This is a genomic window from Peribacillus deserti, assembly GCF_016909175.1.
GTDB lineage: Bacteria > Bacillota > Bacilli > Bacillales > DSM-1321 > Paraperibacillus > Paraperibacillus deserti.
On record NZ_JAFBFI010000009.1, the window covers coordinates 113,019 to 129,366 of the forward strand.

Below are 16,348 nucleotides of genomic sequence, written 5' to 3' on the forward strand. Positions count from 1 at the left end.
ATTATTTATTGGACTTGTGATTGTCATCTGATATTTATGCTTATGTTTGGTTAGCCTGCTTAATCTCTGATATTGATGCAACTAAAAAAGCCCTATGAAACACAAAGTTTCACAGAGCTTCCTTAAATTAAGCGTTAAACTTAGCTTCCAGGCGGTAGATTCGGCTGCCTTTTTCTGAAAATTTCTTTTCGTATTCTGTCATGATGTTTCCTTCGTAGCTGCTGTTATGCAGATCGAGACTGACATATAGGAGGGTCATTCCATATTGAGAAAGGCTTGTTAGAGAATATTCGAATAATCCTTGATTATCGGTTTTGAAATGAATTTCACCGTTATCGCGGAGGATATTTTCATAGACCTTCAGGAATGATTTAAAAGTCAGACGTCTTTTTTCATGACGAGTTTTTGGCCAGGGATCTGAAAAGTTCAAATAAACTCTGTCTACTTCTCCTTTGTTAAAAAATTGCTCTAAGTCATTTGCATTTACATTCATGATCTTTACATTTGGAAGTTCCTCTTCGATAATCCGGTCCAAGGCTGTGATGATGACACTTTCTGACAGCTCAATTCCAATATAATTAATATTTGGATGTGCCTTTGCCATTCCAGTAATAAAACTCCCTTTGCCGGTTCCTACTTCAATATGGATAGGGTGATCATTTCCAAATACACTTGTCCATTCACCGCGGCAGTCTGCGGGAGACCCAATCGCATATTGTGGATACTGGGCCAATTTATCCTTTGCCCAGGGCTTGTTTCGAGTACGCATTGTAACACTCCTTAAATAGGTTCTTTTTTATATACAAGAATTTAATGATAGTGCTCATTTATAGTATAAAGATTTCAGCATACATCATGTCCAGATCCAGCGCCTGGCGACTAGTGTACTTCGCTCTCCTCATTACGATAAGTCAACATCAAATCGCTTTTTGTCCAGCTCCAAGCTGAGACCCTCGAGTAGGCCAATCAATCCATGAGAAGAAAAAGCACTTCTCACGGCCTGCTCGTCTTATTCAAGGCTTGCGCATAAGTGCGACTAAGCTTCTGTCTTCGCTATCGCTCGCCAGTCAGCAAATCTTCTTTATCGGGTCTCTGCCAGCTTTTCCGCTTAGTTATTTACTATATATAAGCTTCATCACTGAGATTACAAATAGTTAGCAGAAGGCAGGCACCGCTTTCCGCTTTTCTAATTAATTTGCTTCAAAATTTACAAATAAACAGAAAAAAAAGGCTGCAAAGGTATTACAGCCATCCATTAAATCGCAGGGTATAAAAGCAAAGAAGAAGAGGTATTCTATGAAGGAATTTTTTCTTTTTTTACCTACTTCTTTTACTAAGAAAGGTTGTGCTTTTATGCCGCTCTCGTACGAACATCAGGTTTCCCTGTTAACAGATATTCTAAATAATCATCAAACAGACTGCTGTGGATCTGTAGCTGAATGTGAACAGCTGGAAAGGCTGATTAAATCTCTAATGGTAAATACCAGCATAGATGCTGGCGTAAAAAACATTTTAGAAGAGGTTTACCGCTATAGCCAGGGTGGCAGGAATTCTGCCGATTTAGACAGCCATATTTTGTCGCATCAGAACCAAATTGCTCAGTGGGTAGAGGATATTGGACAGTTATCTTAACTTTTAATGATCGATTTCAGTGATTCGAGCCAATATCTGCTTTCCTCAATGCGCTCTTTATTCATATGCCACTGGATAGATAAGATGGTCTGGCATATAACATACCATTTCATTCTTAGCTCTAAATCGTGAGTTTGATCAATTCCGTATAAGCGGAGCCAGTCGGCCCATTCTTGTTTTGGGATATACCAGTACAGGAGCATTCCCAAATCAATGGCTGGATCTGCTATCATGGCTCCGTCCCAATCTATTAAATAAAGCTCATCGGTTTGTGACAGCAGCCAATTATTATGATTTACATCAGAATGGCAGACCACCCATTCCTCGCATTTTATATATTCCAATTCCTTTTCTAAAAAAGAAAGAGACTGCTGTATTACGGGCTCAGCGGCAAGGCTTTTATCCAGCTCATTTTGAAGCTGTTCTAAAAGAGCCTCAGGTTTTAAAGGCGTTTTACCCATTCGTTTTAGCATATTTAAAAGCGGGTGGGATTGATGAATTTTCCATAATAGTTTAGCGACATTCTCTTGATTCATTTCATCCGGTTTAAGTTCTCTGCTGTTTAGCCAGTGCTGGGCAGTAATAACATCCCCGTTTTCAAGCCTCTTTGTCCAAACAAGTTTCGGAACAATTCCTTCAGCTGATAGAACGGCTAGGAATGGGGAAGAATTTCTTTTCAGAAAAAGTTTCTGGTCATTATTCTTTGCTAAGAAGGCTTCTCCCGTAGCTCCCCCTGCTGGGTATATTTCCCAATCCCGGCCTAATAAATAATCCAAATGGTTCACCTTCAATGTTTGCGGATTAACAGGGGTTTAATGGGTACCCCGGTGTATACTCTTACATGATTCAATTCTATATAACCCATTAGCAATTGGTTCTAAAAGAAACCCTGAATATACGAAACAGGATATGTAATAACAAAAAAGACAGCTAGCCGCTTTGGGTTTCTGAAAGCGACAGAATAGCCATCTTAATAAATTTTAGTTTATAAAGGGTTTACCCGTCAAGAGGAGGAAGGATTTTCTTCCTGAACCCATACATTTGCACTTAATGGAGCCATCTTGAACGAGAGCGCCTCAGAGCAATTCATGCTCTCCAGTCCAGCCCTGGTGCCGTCGCATAGCAGCTTCCATTGTCCGGTGAGTCCTGTATCGAGTACGATATCTTTTTCGTGCTCTCCGTTATAAAAAGTTACGGCTATGTTCTTCCAAGGACCAAATTGACCCACTCCTTCTAAAAGAAAGGCTGCTGTATGCTCATCCTGAAAAATCAGTCTTATATGCCTTTTTATTAATTCAGCATCATTGAATCGAAACGCTGCATGCTCTTTTCTAATTTTTATAAGTCCTTTTACGTATGCTACATTTGAGTTATATAAACTCTTACGCTTCCAGTCAAGCCAATTGATTTGGTCTGGGGAATTGTAGCTGTTCTCTATATTTTCTTTAGTTCTAAAAAACTCCTGGCCGCTGTGCAGGAATGGAATGCCCTGGGATAACAGGACAATCGAAGTGCCAAGCCGGTGCCTGCTTTCACGAACTCCATCCCCTTCATCCGGGCTGCATAAAGACAGCTTATCCCAAAGAGTATGATTATCATGAGATTCAATATAATTAATCGTTTGGAAAGGCTGCTGAAATAGGCCTGGGACTTGGGGTTCCAAACTGATGCTTCCTGTAACGACCTGCTTAACTGCATCCATTTTTTGAGTGCTGCCAAGGATAAAACCTCTGTCAAATAAATTGAAGGTGCTTCCCTTAATTGTGTCCCTGAACCAATCATTAAAGTGGGCAATCCTTGGTAATTTATGGGCGTTCTTAAGGATGGATTTTTTTTCCTGGGGCAGCGGAGTATTCAAATCCCATCCTTCCCCCAGAATAACGCAGGTCCTGTCGAATGTATCGGCAATCTGCCTTACTTCATTCATCGTATCTATATCCAATATGCCCATAAGGTCAAATCGGAACCCGTTAACATGATATTCGCTTAACCAATACTTTACCGAATCTAGAATGTATTTTCTTGCCATCCTTCTTTCAGAAGCAAAATCATTTCCAACACCTGTACCATTGGAGGGAATTCCAAATTGATCATGCCTGAAGTAATAGCCGGGAACAATTTTTTCAAAATGGGAAGTTTCCCGTTCATAAACATGATTATAAACAACATCTATAATTACTCGGATGTTCTTCTGCTGAAGAGAGGCGATCAAGTTCTTAAGCTCTTGAATACGGGAATATGGATTTTTTGGATTTGTAGAATAGCTGCCTTCAGGTGCATTAAAGTGGAGCGGATTATAGCCCCAGTTATATTCCTTAAGGGGATCGGTCTCATTGACTCCTTCAAAATCATTGACCGGCTGAAGCTCTACATGCGTGATACCCAGCTCCTGCAAATAGTCTATTCCGGTACTGCTGCCGTCAGACGAAACAGTTCCTTCTTCCACAAACCCAACATATTTCCCTTTTCTGGTTATTCCGCTTTCAGGATGAATCGAAAAATCTCGAATATGCGCTTCATAAATAATGGCGTCCGTTGGTGAGTGAAGCGGAGGAATCTTTGGCCATTCAATGTTCGTTTTGGCCAAATCGACAACAACCCCTCTTTTGCCATTTAACGAAACAGAAACGGCATAAGGGTCTACAGCCTCCACCCATTTCTTATTCACACAAATCTCATATATATAATGGATGCCTTCGAGGTTTCCTGGGACTTCTGCTGACCATATGCCCCTTTCCTGCCTTGTACATGAATAAGTTCCCGCTGATGTGCCAGCTGGCAGATATAATTTAACCTTCACTACAGCTGCTGTTGGAGCCCATAGTTTAAAACGAGTCTTTTCTTTACTGAAAGAAATTCCTAAGTCATTGCCGCTGTAATAAAAGAGATCGTCAAATTCTCTTGTCCTTATAACCGCGCCTATTTGCAAATCCGTTTGGGATCCATTCCCATCCTCAATCACATAGGATTGATCAAAACTGACAGCCTCAGATGTTTCACAAATATATTTTTTGTTATTTGGCAGTGGGATGATTTCCTTTATTTCTAGATGAGATAGCATGATATCCTTACTTTTTATAGAAAATCGATCAGCCTCACCATTATTGTAGGAGTAGGGCAATAGAACAGTAATGACTTTCATTGTGTCCAAGTAAGCTAAGAATGGACGTCTTAAATCCTCCATTGCTTCCCTCCTTAAATTCTTCTAGGCAGTATGTTGAGTTTTTCTTTAAGTACTCTTATTCTGGCATAAGAGTATCCTGCTATTTCTCCATCCGTCTGTATTGCAGTTTTCTTTGTGGATGAAATGATAATTTCCCTGCAAGAAAAGCTCTCCACATTCTTTATCCCTAAATGGCCGCCCCAATAAACAGTAATAAATACAAACAGCAGCTTAAGCGGAGAAATATCATGTACGATTATCATATTTAACAACCCATCATCAGGAACCGCTTTCGGGGCAATTTTTATTCCACCCCCAAAGTAGGGCTGATTTGCCGCAACGATGAACCATACCTTCGAATAGGTCCGACTTTTTCCATCTATTTCTATATGTATATCTGGACGCCGATAAGAAAACAGCTTTCTCAAGAAAAAGAGTATGTAAATAAGTTTTCCCAGCTTCAGGGTATTAAAATACTTCTTCCAGGCAGAAAGGTTCACCAAATTAGAGACCTCTGCATCAATACCCATACCCAATGAATTTACAAATAACACTCTCTTATCCCCGATTCTGCTTTCCCCAATATCAATGAGTTTAGGCTCGATTTTATCCTGGCGAATTACGCTGAGCAGCTCAATCACATTTCTCGGGCCGCTGAACCCTCTAGAAAAGTCATTAGCAGATCCAGCTGAAATGCAGGTGATGACTGCATTGTGATATTCGGCGGCTCCGTTTATAATTTCATGTAAAGTGCCGTCTCCTCCAATGGAAACAAGAATGATCGTAAGGCTTGTAGAAGATAGTATTTGTTGAGTTATTTTTGCTGCATGGCCCGGTCTCTCTGTAAAGCGGGCACTATAGTGCATGTTCTGGCTGATTAGAACTTTTTCTATCTTTCTCCATAGTGTAAGACTTCCGCCATTTTGTGCTTGCGGGTTGATTATGAAGTATATTGGTAATTGTGTCCCTTTATTCTCTATACTCTCCTTCACTGGCATCTTCTTTCTCCTCATCCCATTCCAATCTCTTATTATATGTGGTCTGACAATAATCTAACAAAACTTTCGCTGCCTTAAGCTGGTTATGTTTAAGCGGTGAAGAAATACTTCTCATTCTATCCAGCCAATTCTCATATATCTTTTTATCTACAAAAACAATATCATGCGGCGCAGCTGGATAATCCATATATCCGTTCCTGGTGAGTACCGCTTTTTTAACAGGGGATTCAATTCCAAATGATGAATATATGTTTGACACAATATTAGCCGTTCGATTGGCCGACAAAAGAGGATTTAAAACTTTTTTGTCTCCGTGCACATGATGCCGCTTTAACCAAAAACGTTCCTTTGACCCTATAAATGCGGCATCTTCTTCTCCCTCAAGAATGGTGATACACCAGGTTTCTATAGGTGATATTAAAATCACCTCTAATTCTATGGGTGCATTTTTCACTAGAAAGATAGGTTTATATAATATAAGGAAATTGTCCGGAAATCTCTGAAGAAAAAATTTAAGCTTTTCATCAAAGAAATATACTTGATCTATATATGACTTTTCTCGAATCGTGGAACTGACCCATTTCAGCTGAAATCGGAAAACCTTATTGAGGAACATGCGTTTTAATTCATCCAAATTATCAGGCATTGAGGTGACAGCAAACAAAAGATCAAGTTCAGCATCAGGGCTCTCTACGGCTGGTCCTCGATAATCTTCCACAATCTCCTGCCTGCCCTTGAGAATCTTCTTCATCTTAGAAAGAACACTTTCTTTCTCTTCAGCCATCTCTTTTTCATCGGGTGCAGGTTCAGAACCTAATGTCTCAAGCTCTCCAGCCAGATAGGCAGCTTTTAACTGAGTCCATTGTTGTTTTTTCAGCCTCACGAATTGAGCAGGATATCTATATATATCCTGCTCATATCTTGAAATATAATCTTGGAGCTTTATAAGCTGTCCCATTGAAATATCTTGCCTCCTTATCTTCTCTTATTCCATTATATTAAGGTTGAAGTCCTGAATAGTCTCATAACTTGGGCTCATCCCTATATTTGTCTTATATAATGTGAATCTGTCTGCAGTAAATGTGAATTCCCCCAGAGTGCTTAATGAATCGGGATTAAATTTATTGTCTCCTTTATATTTTCTAGCTACCGTAATATGAGGCTTAAATGGTTTTTTATCCAGTAAAAAGCCAGCCTCCTCACACGAGATGTACACCGCTTTCTGCAGGCTGTATAGTCTGTCTTCATTCTGAACACCAGCCCATAAGATCCTTGGAGATGCGGCGGGGCCGAATATACCCAGTTCTGTCAGTTTTAATGAAAAACCTGGCTGTTCCAAACATGAATTTCTTACTTTTTGTATAGAGTCCTTTAATTTTTCTTCCTCCACTTTTCCAAGGAAAGCTAATGTAATATGAAAATCCTCCGGATGCACCCATTTATTAAAAGTTAATTTATCCTTTAGTTCAGTGAGATTTTCATGAATATAATATTTTGCTTCATTAGGAAGTTTTAAGGCATAGAAATAGTTTGAATTCGTCATATATATATCTTCCTATCTTTTCTGTATTTTGGCAAATAAAGTTGAAAGAACTTCCAGGCTGCCGCTCGGTTATTTTAATGTACCCATTTTTAATCTGATTTCATCCCTGCTTTTCGATACAGACTCTATAATACGAACCTTGTTAAGTAAAAGAAGGTATGATATATTCTTCATATAACTAATTGACCACAATGACCATTTAGTCACTTTTTGGTTATAATGAGGATCATCTTGAGAGAGATCCTTCTTTTTTATCCCGTTATGACTACATGAACATTATAGTCAGTCTTATATATTCATTTACTTATTAGATAAAGGAGAATTACTTTGAAGGTTTTATCATCATTAAAAGGTGAGTTTTATAACATTATTAAAACTAAAAAGCTGCTTGTAGCTATTATAGGAATTATGTTTATTCCATTGATCTATTCAGGAGCCTATCTTTGGGCATTCTGGGATCCTTATGGACATGTCGACAAGCTGCCTGTCGCTGTTGTCAATAATGACAAAGGAACCTCCTATAATGGCAAGAGTCTTACAGTCGGTGCTGACCTTGTTGACAAATTAAAAAAGGAGAAAAAATTTGATTGGCATTTTGTTGAACCAAAGCAGGCTGAAAGAGGTTTGCAAAATCAGGATTATTATATTGAAATTGAAATTCCGGAGGATTTTTCAAAAAATGCAGCGACTCTTCAAAGCAGCGAGCCTAAAAGCTTAGAGCTATTATACACGCCCAATGAAGGTGCCAATTATCTGACTTCAAAAATTGGCGATTCAGCAATAGGCCAGATTAAAGAAGAAGTGGCCAATGCTGTTACTAAAACATATGCAGAAGCTATGTTTAATAATATTAAAGATGTTTCAAAGGGCCTTGAAGAGGCAAGTAAAGGGGCTGGCGAGCTTCACAACGGAATTGAATCTGCAGAAAACGGGGCTGGCCGGATTGACAAAGGAATAAGCTCAGCTAAAAAAGGCGCAAATTATTTACGAAACGGCATAGACACTGCGCTTAAAGGCTCTACACAGCTTAACAGCGGCATTAAAACCGTTAAATCAGGCACCGAATCTGTAACGGCTAATCTCCGGACTATCGCTGAAAAGTCCATTGTTTTCTCAGAAGGAATTCAATCTGCAAATGCAGGTGCGAACGTCCTTGCAAGCGGACTTCAAGGGCTGAATGGCGGCTTGGGACAAATGAAAGCCGCCCAGGCCAAGCTTCTAGATGGAGCCCAGAAAGTGAAGGCTGGCACGGATGCTATAGGAACTGGAGCGAATAATCTTGCTTCTCAAACCGGCCATTGGAAAGAGAGTGCCGAACAAACAAGATCTGGCTCAGAAACAGTAAGCAGCGGCCTCAGTCAAATTACTGCACAGGTGGAGTCTATGTCTCAGCAGAGCTCTAATCCTGCAGAAAAGGCAAAGCTTGAACAATTAAAAGGAAAATTACAGGAGCTGACGGAAGGCAGCAGAAAAGTCGACACGGGATTAAGCGGTCTTGCGGATGGAGCGGATGCAATCAATATTGGCGCAAACAAGCTTTCTAATGGTGCTGATCAGGCAGCTGCTGGACAAAACAGCATGGTTCAGGGCTTAACTGCCTATGGGGCGAAACTGGAAGAAGCGCAGACAGGCGGATTAAAACTTGAAACTGGCAGCAGGAACCTTTCTGCCGGCTTAGCTAAGCTTGCTGAAGGATCGAAACAGCTGGAAGAAGCCACTAACCGTCTGGCAGCTGGCTCTAACCAACTATCGGATGGTCTTGGAAATCTGTCAGGGGGCTCAGAAGGACTTGTAAATGGAATGTCTAAGCTTTCAGGCGGTTCGATGAGTCTCCTAACTGGCATCGATCAGTTAAATGGAGGAACCGGGGATTTAGTAAATGGCATGAGAAAACTATCCTCCGGTGCTGGTGAGTTACAGAACAAATTGCAGGATGGATCTAAGGATGCAGGAAACGTAAAAGCAAACGACCAGGTGTACGATATGTTTGCCAGTCCAGTACAAGTGAAGGAAACACACCTGAACCGTGTACCTAACTACGGGACAGGTTTTGCTCCTTATTTCCTTCCGTTAAGCTTATTTGTAGGTTCATTAGTAGTATCTATTATTTTCCCTCTTCGCAGGCCTGCCGTCATGCCGCATAGCGGCCTCGGATGGTTTTCTGGAAAGCTCGGGGTATTATTAACTATAGGAATGGTCCAGGCGGTGCTTGCTGACCTGGTTCTGATTGGCCTGCTTGGTTTAGAAGTGAAAAGTATACCGTTGTTTATTCTATTAAGTATTTTTACAAGCTGGACCTTCCTTGCCATCGTTCAATTTCTCGTAACTGCCTTGGATAATCCGGGACGTTTCATTGCAATCTTGGTGCTGGTTGCGCAGCTCGTGAGCAGCGCGGGAACCTATCCGATTGAACTAGTGCCAGAAATCCTGCAGGGCGTCGCTAAATTTTTGCCTATGACTTATGCGGTTGCTGCCTTCAGAACAATTATTTCAACAGGAGACTTTGATTTCATGTGGCATAACACCGCCATTCTTGCCGTATTCTTTTCGGCTGCCATTCTCTGTTCACTGGCTTTCTTTATGATAAGTTTTAATAGAGGACATGGCCTGGAAGAACAAAAGGCTTAAAAAAAAGGATGACTGAGCACATAAGCTCGGAGTCATCCTTTTTTTGCTTTAAGTCTATTTTGGTTCCCCGGGCCGCATGAATAGGCCGGTTTGTTCCTTACTGACATAAATAGTCTTGTACAGAAAAAAATTATTTCGCAAGTTCATAAATGGCTTTTGCATATATGACAGCTGCTTTAAGCATGTCTTCAATTTCAATAAATTCATCAAACTGATGCGCTCTCTCTTCCTTGCCTGGAAAAAGAGGTCCAAAGGCGATACCTTGTTTTAGCGATCTGGCATAGGTTCCGCCGCCAATAGCTAATAGCTTTGCTTCTTCCCCTGTTTCTTCTTCATACACTTTTTTTAGAGTTTGAATAAGGAAGCTGCTTTCTTCCACATGATGTGAAGGATTATGAGTAACTGTGCTTAATAAAAATCCATGCTCCTTTGCAGCTGCTTCAAGAACACCGCTTCCTCTTTCATATTCATAGGTCACAGGATATCGGAAATTAAGCCCCGCTTTTCCACCCTTTTCTTTTGTATATTTCATTGTACCAACATTGATGGTCAGATCACCTGTAATCTCGTCTGTAAATTCCAGTCCCAGCTTCCTTCCCCTTGAATCTCCAAAGAAGTGGTCATGAAGGAAAGCAAAATAATTCTTCGCCTGTTTAGGCAGCTTCTTTCCAGCAAAAAACGCGGAAAGGTATAATCCTGCATTTACTCCATTGTTAGGCTCAGCCCCATGAGCAGATACCCCTTCAATCTCCAATACAAGGCTGTCTGCGCCTTCTTTTGCCCTTCCTTTCAGCTCATGCTTCTGAAGAAACAAATGAAAATCGTCCTTGAGTTCTTCTGCCTCTTGTACCTGCACTTTGGCAACTGCGTAATCCGGTACCATATTCAATCTTCTTCCTGAGGAAAACTCCAGCACATCTAGTTCTGCTTCTGCTTCTGAATCCTGCAGCTCCTGAGTCAGGTGCAGATCCCAGATCCCTTTTTCTGCGTATATAATGGGAAAATCAGCATCTGGAGCAAATCCTAGAACAGGCATCTCTTCCTTCTTAAAATAATGCTCTACGCATCTCCATTGTGTTTCTTCATCCGTTCCAAGAATCATTCTTACCCGCTTCGAAAGAGGCAGATTAAGTTCTTTAATGATTTTCATAGCATAATAAGCTGTCATGGTAGGCCCTTTGTCATCAATGGCTCCACGCGCAAAAATCTTTCCATCACGGATTTCAGCAGCATAAGGATCTGACGTCCAGCCGTCCCCTTCAGGAACAACGTCAAGATGGCACAGAATCCCGACAATTTCTTCTCCCTGTCCCATTTCAATATGGGCAGCGAAATTATCAACATTCTTAACTGAAAAACCGTCTTTTGCCCCCATATCCAGCATGAACTCCAAAGCCTCCTGAATCCCTTGCCCAAAGGGAGCCTCCGGTGTTCCTTCTTCGTCTTCTTCAAGAACACTCCGGATTGCTAAAAGCTTTTGAGTATCTGCTATTAGCTGCTCTTTCCGTTCTTCTACTTCTTTTTGCCACTCGACTTGTTTCATAGAGACCACCTCATTTTTAAGTATGTTCCTTTGAATTGTGCAAAACTGCCTCAAGGGATGCAGACAGCATTCAGTTATAAGTAGAGTATACCATTTTATTCCTAGACTAATCTTCTTAGGAAGCCCTTCATCCACAATTGTTATTTAAACCCTTTAAGGCTCCATCACCTGATCACGATACCATAATCCAAAACATCATTTTACTAGAATATTTTACAAGGTTTATTACGTATGATTTAGTGATAAAGATCATTAAGTTAATATTTTGTTAATTTTCCTTTTCCTTATAGCAACTGCTGTTTAATTTAGTTACAATAAAATCACAAGAAGCACAACAACGGCTGGGAAAAGGAGGGGTACTTAAGGAAAGTCCTCTGTATAAGACAGATTAAAAAGACCCATATTATTTATGATTCATGTAAAGGTCAGCCTTTTGGAATAATAATAAGGAGTGGTTTAAGTGAAACCTTCAACAAATCGAATGTTAACACGTATCAAATCCATGTATGTATTTATCAGGAGAAAAGGTACAGTCACAACACAAGACCTTGTAGAAGAATTCGGCATCACTCCAAGGACCATTCAAAGAGATTTGAATGTATTAGCTTATAATGAACTGATACAAAGTCCCAGCAGGGGTCTTTGGACTACAACAGCCAAAAAAGTGAAGTTAACCTCATAGTTCCCCTATTTATTAACTCCATATTAACTTACAAAGAAGCAGTGTGATCATACTGCTTCTTTGTTATTTCATAGAAAATAGATTTTTGTAAAAAAAAGAGCCCTTATTTAGGACTCTTGTGAAACTCTGTTATTCACCCTTAAGCTGTGCGAGCTCCTCTTCCGTAAGCTCCCTGTACTGCCCCAGCTCTAACTCCTCGTCTAGCGGAAGAGCTCCCATAGATATGCGTTTTAAATAAACTACTCTTTTGCCGACCGCGGCGAACATTCTTTTTATTTGATGGTATTTACCTTCTGTAATCGTTACTTTCACATCACTCATTAATCCTTGCTTCAGAATTTCTAAGTTCCCCGGCTTCGTTAGGTAGCCATCCTCAAGGAGGACACCTGCCCGAAAAGCCTCTATATCCTCTTCGGTGACCTCCCCTTCAATGACTGCAAAATACGTTTTAGTCACATGCTTTTTCGGCGATAAAAGCTGATGGGCAAGCTGGCCATCATTGGTCAGGAGCAAAAATCCTTCTGTATCTTTATCCAGCCTTCCTACAGGAAACGGCTCAAACACAGCATCCTCTGGTTCAAGCAAATCTATCACCGTCCCCTGAGAGGCATCCTCTGTTGCCGACAGCAGACCTTGCGGCTTGTTCATCATCAAATAAATAAACTCTCTATATTCTACCCTGTCACCTGACACAGTTACGATATCCTCACTAGGATTCACCTGTTGTTTGGGATCTTTTACAGACGCATCATTTACTTTCACAGTTCCGGTTTTCAGAAGCTTTTTTACTTCTGTCCGGCTGCCATAGCCTATATTGGAAAGCAGTTTATCTATCCTCATTGCTTACATTCCTTTCACGGCGGAGATTTTATACTAGGCTTCTAATCTAATGCTTTGCTGACTTTTATTACGATTTAACTTCTAAACCTGCCTGCCTTCAATTAAATTGATCTGCCTAAAGGCCAACACCTTTTTAGTAATAACTGCTATCAGGCAGGAGCAAATAACCTGCGTTAATATCTCTATGTCCTTCATGGATACCCTGTTTAAAAAAAGGCCATCCTCTAGATGACCTTTAGACGCTTACCCTTTTAATCCTAATCTTTGTTGAAGTCTTTCAATTCTAGAACCAAAAAGTTTTTGGGCCAGCTTTGATTTTAAGGAAAGCAGGAAATACACGATTGCGCCCGCTGCTGCACATAAACCTGCTACAATCAAAGCCTGAATTCTTGCTTCCGTATTAAGGAATACATCAAGTACGCTATGTACAAGAATAACGGCTATTGCCATGAATAATGTAAGGACAGCCATAAGAATGGTCCTTCTGATAACAAGAGAGTAGCGATAGCCTGTAAAGTAATAGATTACATATAAATTCACTAAGCTCGCTGCCAGATATCCAATGCTGGTGGCGTAAATAGACCCTTTTGTTTGAAAAAGGTGAATCAACGGAATGTTCAGGCTGAGCTTCAGCAGAATTCCAATCATTAAGCTTAAGATGGTAAATCTCTGCTGATTAATCCCCTGCAAAACAGCTGCACTTATAGAAAACAGGGCAAACAGAATAGCGGCGGGTGCATAAGTCTGCAGCACTTCTACCCCTAACTTATCGTATCCGTAAAAAGCAGAATACACCGGCTTAGCAAGCAGGGACATTCCTACCACCGCCGGAAAGGTCAAGAAGAGCAAAATTTGAATAGCTTGATTCAAATGATTGGTAAACGCGTTATATTTATTTTCAACAAATGCCTTCGTTATATTCGGTACCAGGCTCAGCGAAAAACCGGTAGCCAGTGTCATTGGAATAATAACCAGCTTTTGTGCCGATACATTAAGAATTCCTATAGCATGTCCTGACTCTTCACGAAGGCCGATATCCGTCATCGCTCTTGTGAAGGTTAATGAGTCAATCCACTGAAATAAAGGCATAGCAATCCCAACAAAAACAAAAGGAACGGCATATATGATAATTTCTTTATAAGTTTCTTTGAGTGAAATATTAAGTGTGCCCTTGTCCTCTTCTAACAGTTTATCAAGGGATGGTTTTCTTTTGATCCAATACCAGATTAATACGGCTAAACTTCCAATAGCGCCAATAAAAGCAGCAAATGTAGCCATACTGATAGCCGTTACCAGACTTCCATCCATGACTTTAAGGACAACAAATGCTCCCCCAAGCAATACGACAATCCGAACCAGCTGTTCAACCACCTGGGATACCGCAGTCGGTCCCATCGACTCATGACCCTGGAAAAAACCTCGGATCAGACTCATAAATGGAATGAGAATAAGGGCAAAGCTTACAGCCCGGATAACAGATGTTACCTCTCCCACTGTAAAATTCGGGGCATCACTTACTCTCGCAAAGACCGGAGCCAGTAGATAAAGCAGTATGAAAGCGAGAATACCCGTTGCCATCATGACTTTAAGACCGGATCTGAACAGCTTCCTTCCTACTTCATATTCTCCGAGGGCATTATATTTTGCAATAAATTTTGAAACAGCCAGGGGTACACCTGCTGTAGCAATACTTATAAAAATGGTATAAGGTACATATGCATACTGGTATAATTGAAATCCTTTTTCACCAACTATTGCATCAAATGGAACAACATAAAGCAGGCCCAATACTTTTGATAAGACCATGCCTATCGTAAGGACAAAAGTGCCCCTTACAAGCTTAGATGACATATAATCCCTTCCTATGCAGGTACAAATTAAACACGCTCTTAATCATATCATAAATCTTCAAAAACCCTTATTAAGAACTGTCTATCCATAAAAATAATTTACTCTTGCAAGTGTACTCTCAGTTTCCAACGTTTACAATTAGGGAAAATATCCCAGAAGATAAACCCCTGCCCTAGTTTATACGTAATTTGTGGTTGACGGTTATTACATTAAAAAAGGATGAGTGAATCATCCTCCTTGGGAAAGCTTAGACGCTGGATTTCGTTAATGCGTGATTTTCTTCTTTCTTTGCTTGATATTTGAAATTTACGCTCGATTGTCTGTCTCCTGTGCGCGATTTTTAACATATACGCGCGATTAGAATACTCTTTGCGTAAGGATGAATCCACTCAATACTGGAGGCTCATCCAAGACTCATTGCCAGCCCCTGCATGCATGTATTTATTCATTTCTTCTTGTTTTCCTATACCAATACCATATTCCTGCACCTATCAAAAATATTGGAACCAATACAGGAGAGCCTCCAATTAAGAACACTAAAAAGCTTGATATAACGGAGATTAATCCCTGCAAGGTTTGGACAAAGCTTTGTTTGCTTCGTTCCCAGGTATTAAGTTCCTTAGAATCAATGTCTGGTATAATCACTTTGTCTTCTCTTATAAGAAGAGTTACTGAGCTCATTTCACTATTTTTATCGAGGAATTGCATGCGCCCTTTTATATTTTCTATTTCCTCCTGAACCGTACCCAAATCCCGCGATATTTGAAGCAGCTCCTCCGTTTTTTTCGCTTGTTTCATAAATTCATACAAGCGTGCCTCAACTGCCTGTTTCGCCTTTAATCTTGAAGAGAGATCGACGTATTCTTCCGTAACATCATTTCCCTGGATATTCTGGCTTGTGACTTTAATTCCCTTTAGCGATTGCAGTCTGCGGAGGAAATCCTGAAATGAAAGCTGAGGAACCCTGAGTGTAAAGGTACCTTCCTGGTTATTTCCTTCCGTGTTAAATACCTCCTGGTTAATCATCTGCCCTTTAACGTTTTGGACTTCTTTTTCGATCAGAGCCCGACTGTCTCCAAAGTCTTTTACCTGTAATTCAACCTGAGCCTGATAGACGATTTTCCGCTGGGTTTCTTCAGACTTGCCATCGTCTTCCACAGTACCGATATTTTCCGTGCTTTTATCCATAGCTGAATCACTTTTGGATGATTTCATGCCGGATTCACTCGAATTTGATTCTTCTTTGGAATGGGAGCATGCAGCCAGGGAAAAAGCTAAAACGATTACCGTGAAATAGAGAAACAGATGATTCACTTTTTTCATAGAAATCCCCCTTTTTTGTTTAGACGTATACCTTCAGCAAAATGTTGCTTATATTCTCAAAAGTTTTTAATCAAAGAGTTATGCTTTATAATAAAGTCACTCTTTGATTAAACTGAAAGTATAAGATCAAGATTATTAGTAAAAA

13 protein-coding genes are annotated in these 16,348 nt (G+C 40.4%); 3 read left to right on the plus strand and 10 right to left on the minus strand.

Annotated features, from left to right (window positions below; translation table 11 throughout):
* Positions 1-127: 127 nt before the first annotated feature.
* Positions 128-769 carry a tRNA (guanosine(46)-N7)-methyltransferase TrmB gene (gene trmB / locus JOC77_RS11360; RefSeq protein WP_204543310.1) on the minus strand — a complete coding sequence of 214 codons (642 nt, stop codon included), beginning with the start codon at positions 767-769 and terminating at the stop codon, positions 128-130.
* A 584-nt stretch (positions 770-1,353) separates the two neighbouring features.
* On the opposite strand from trmB, the gene JOC77_RS11365 reads away from it, so the two are divergent.
* Positions 1,354-1,632 (plus strand): YtzH-like family protein, encoded by a 279-nt coding sequence (locus JOC77_RS11365; RefSeq protein WP_204543458.1) that lies wholly within the window; start codon positions 1,354-1,356, stop codon positions 1,630-1,632.
* Here JOC77_RS11365 and JOC77_RS11370 read toward each other — a convergent pair.
* The 5 genes from JOC77_RS11370 to thpR all read right to left on the minus strand — a co-directional run bounded on the left by JOC77_RS11370 (position 1,629) and on the right by thpR (position 7,336).
* Positions 1,629-2,408: a phosphotransferase family protein gene (locus JOC77_RS11370; RefSeq protein ID WP_204543312.1), complete on the minus strand. Its 780-nt coding sequence runs from the start codon at positions 2,406-2,408 to the stop codon at positions 1,629-1,631. The two genes, JOC77_RS11365 and JOC77_RS11370, sit on opposite strands and share 4 nt — an antisense overlap.
* Before the next feature lie 227 nt (positions 2,409-2,635).
* Complete coding sequence (pulA, locus tag JOC77_RS11375) at positions 2,636-4,816, minus strand: type I pullulanase (RefSeq protein ID WP_204543314.1); 2,181 nt, start codon at positions 4,814-4,816, stop codon at positions 2,636-2,638.
* Positions 4,817-4,827: 11 nt separating this feature from the next.
* The gene (locus JOC77_RS11380) at positions 4,828-5,793 is read right to left on the minus strand and encodes a diacylglycerol/lipid kinase family protein (protein ID WP_204543316.1); all 966 of its coding nucleotides are present in this window, start codon (positions 5,791-5,793) and stop codon (positions 4,828-4,830) included.
* Positions 5,765-6,751 (minus strand): NERD domain-containing protein, encoded by a 987-nt coding sequence (locus JOC77_RS11385; protein ID WP_204543318.1) that lies wholly within the window; start codon positions 6,749-6,751, stop codon positions 5,765-5,767. The genes JOC77_RS11380 and JOC77_RS11385 overlap by 29 nt, the downstream gene beginning before the upstream one ends.
* A gap of 27 nt (positions 6,752-6,778) precedes the next feature.
* Complete coding sequence (gene thpR, locus JOC77_RS11390; protein WP_204543326.1) at positions 6,779-7,336, minus strand: RNA 2',3'-cyclic phosphodiesterase; 558 nt, start codon at positions 7,334-7,336, stop codon at positions 6,779-6,781.
* Between the two features lie 327 nt (positions 7,337-7,663).
* On the opposite strand from thpR, the gene JOC77_RS11395 reads away from it, so the two are divergent.
* Positions 7,664-9,964: a YhgE/Pip domain-containing protein gene (locus JOC77_RS11395; RefSeq protein ID WP_239558719.1), complete on the plus strand. Its 2,301-nt coding sequence runs from the start codon at positions 7,664-7,666 to the stop codon at positions 9,962-9,964.
* Positions 9,965-10,094: 130 nt separating this feature from the next.
* On the opposite strand, the gene pepV is transcribed toward JOC77_RS11395, so the two are convergent.
* Positions 10,095-11,507, minus strand: coding sequence for a dipeptidase PepV (pepV, locus tag JOC77_RS11400; protein WP_204543334.1), 1,413 nt, complete (start codon positions 11,505-11,507; stop codon positions 10,095-10,097).
* Between the two features lie 460 nt (positions 11,508-11,967).
* Here pepV and JOC77_RS11405 point away from each other — a divergent pair, with 460 nt between their 5' ends.
* Positions 11,968-12,189 carry a DeoR family transcriptional regulator gene (locus JOC77_RS11405; protein WP_204543336.1) on the plus strand — a complete coding sequence of 74 codons (222 nt, stop codon included), beginning with the start codon at positions 11,968-11,970 and terminating at the stop codon, positions 12,187-12,189.
* 129 nt (positions 12,190-12,318) lie between these two features.
* Here the strand turns inward: JOC77_RS11405 and JOC77_RS11410 are convergent, their stop codons facing one another.
* The 3 genes from JOC77_RS11410 to JOC77_RS11420 form a co-directional block, all read right to left on the minus strand.
* Complete coding sequence (locus tag JOC77_RS11410) at positions 12,319-13,029, minus strand: pseudouridine synthase (RefSeq protein ID WP_204543338.1); 711 nt, start codon at positions 13,027-13,029, stop codon at positions 12,319-12,321.
* Positions 13,030-13,272: 243 nt separating this feature from the next.
* Positions 13,273-14,880: a putative polysaccharide biosynthesis protein gene (locus JOC77_RS11415; RefSeq protein WP_204543339.1), complete on the minus strand. Its 1,608-nt coding sequence runs from the start codon at positions 14,878-14,880 to the stop codon at positions 13,273-13,275.
* Between the two features lie 441 nt (positions 14,881-15,321).
* On the minus strand, positions 15,322-16,203 hold the full coding sequence (locus JOC77_RS11420) for a DUF4349 domain-containing protein (protein WP_204543341.1): 882 nt from the start codon (positions 16,201-16,203) through the stop codon (positions 15,322-15,324).
* Positions 16,204-16,348: the final 145 nt, after the last annotated feature.

Coding starts and splice junctions, on each gene's coding strand:
- trmB (WP_204543310.1), bottom strand. CDS start 769: ATGCGTACTCGAAACAAGCCCTGGGCAAAGGATAAATTGGCCCAGTAT.
- pepV (WP_204543334.1), bottom strand. CDS start 11,507: ATGAAACAAGTCGAGTGGCAAAAAGAAGTAGAAGAACGGAAAGAGCAG.
- thpR (WP_204543326.1), bottom strand. CDS start 7,336: ATGACGAATTCAAACTATTTCTATGCCTTAAAACTTCCTAATGAAGCA.
- JOC77_RS11365 (WP_204543458.1), top strand. CDS start 1,354: ATGCCGCTCTCGTACGAACATCAGGTTTCCCTGTTAACAGATATTCTA.
- JOC77_RS11415 (WP_204543339.1), bottom strand. CDS start 14,880: ATGTCATCTAAGCTTGTAAGGGGCACTTTTGTCCTTACGATAGGCATG.
- JOC77_RS11420 (WP_204543341.1), bottom strand. CDS start 16,203: ATGAAAAAAGTGAATCATCTGTTTCTCTATTTCACGGTAATCGTTTTA.
- JOC77_RS11380 (WP_204543316.1), bottom strand. CDS start 5,793: ATGCCAGTGAAGGAGAGTATAGAGAATAAAGGGACACAATTACCAATA.
- JOC77_RS11410 (WP_204543338.1), bottom strand. CDS start 13,029: ATGAGGATAGATAAACTGCTTTCCAATATAGGCTATGGCAGCCGGACA.
- JOC77_RS11385 (WP_204543318.1), bottom strand. CDS start 6,751: ATGGGACAGCTTATAAAGCTCCAAGATTATATTTCAAGATATGAGCAG.
- pulA (WP_204543314.1), bottom strand. CDS start 4,816: ATGGAGGATTTAAGACGTCCATTCTTAGCTTACTTGGACACAATGAAA.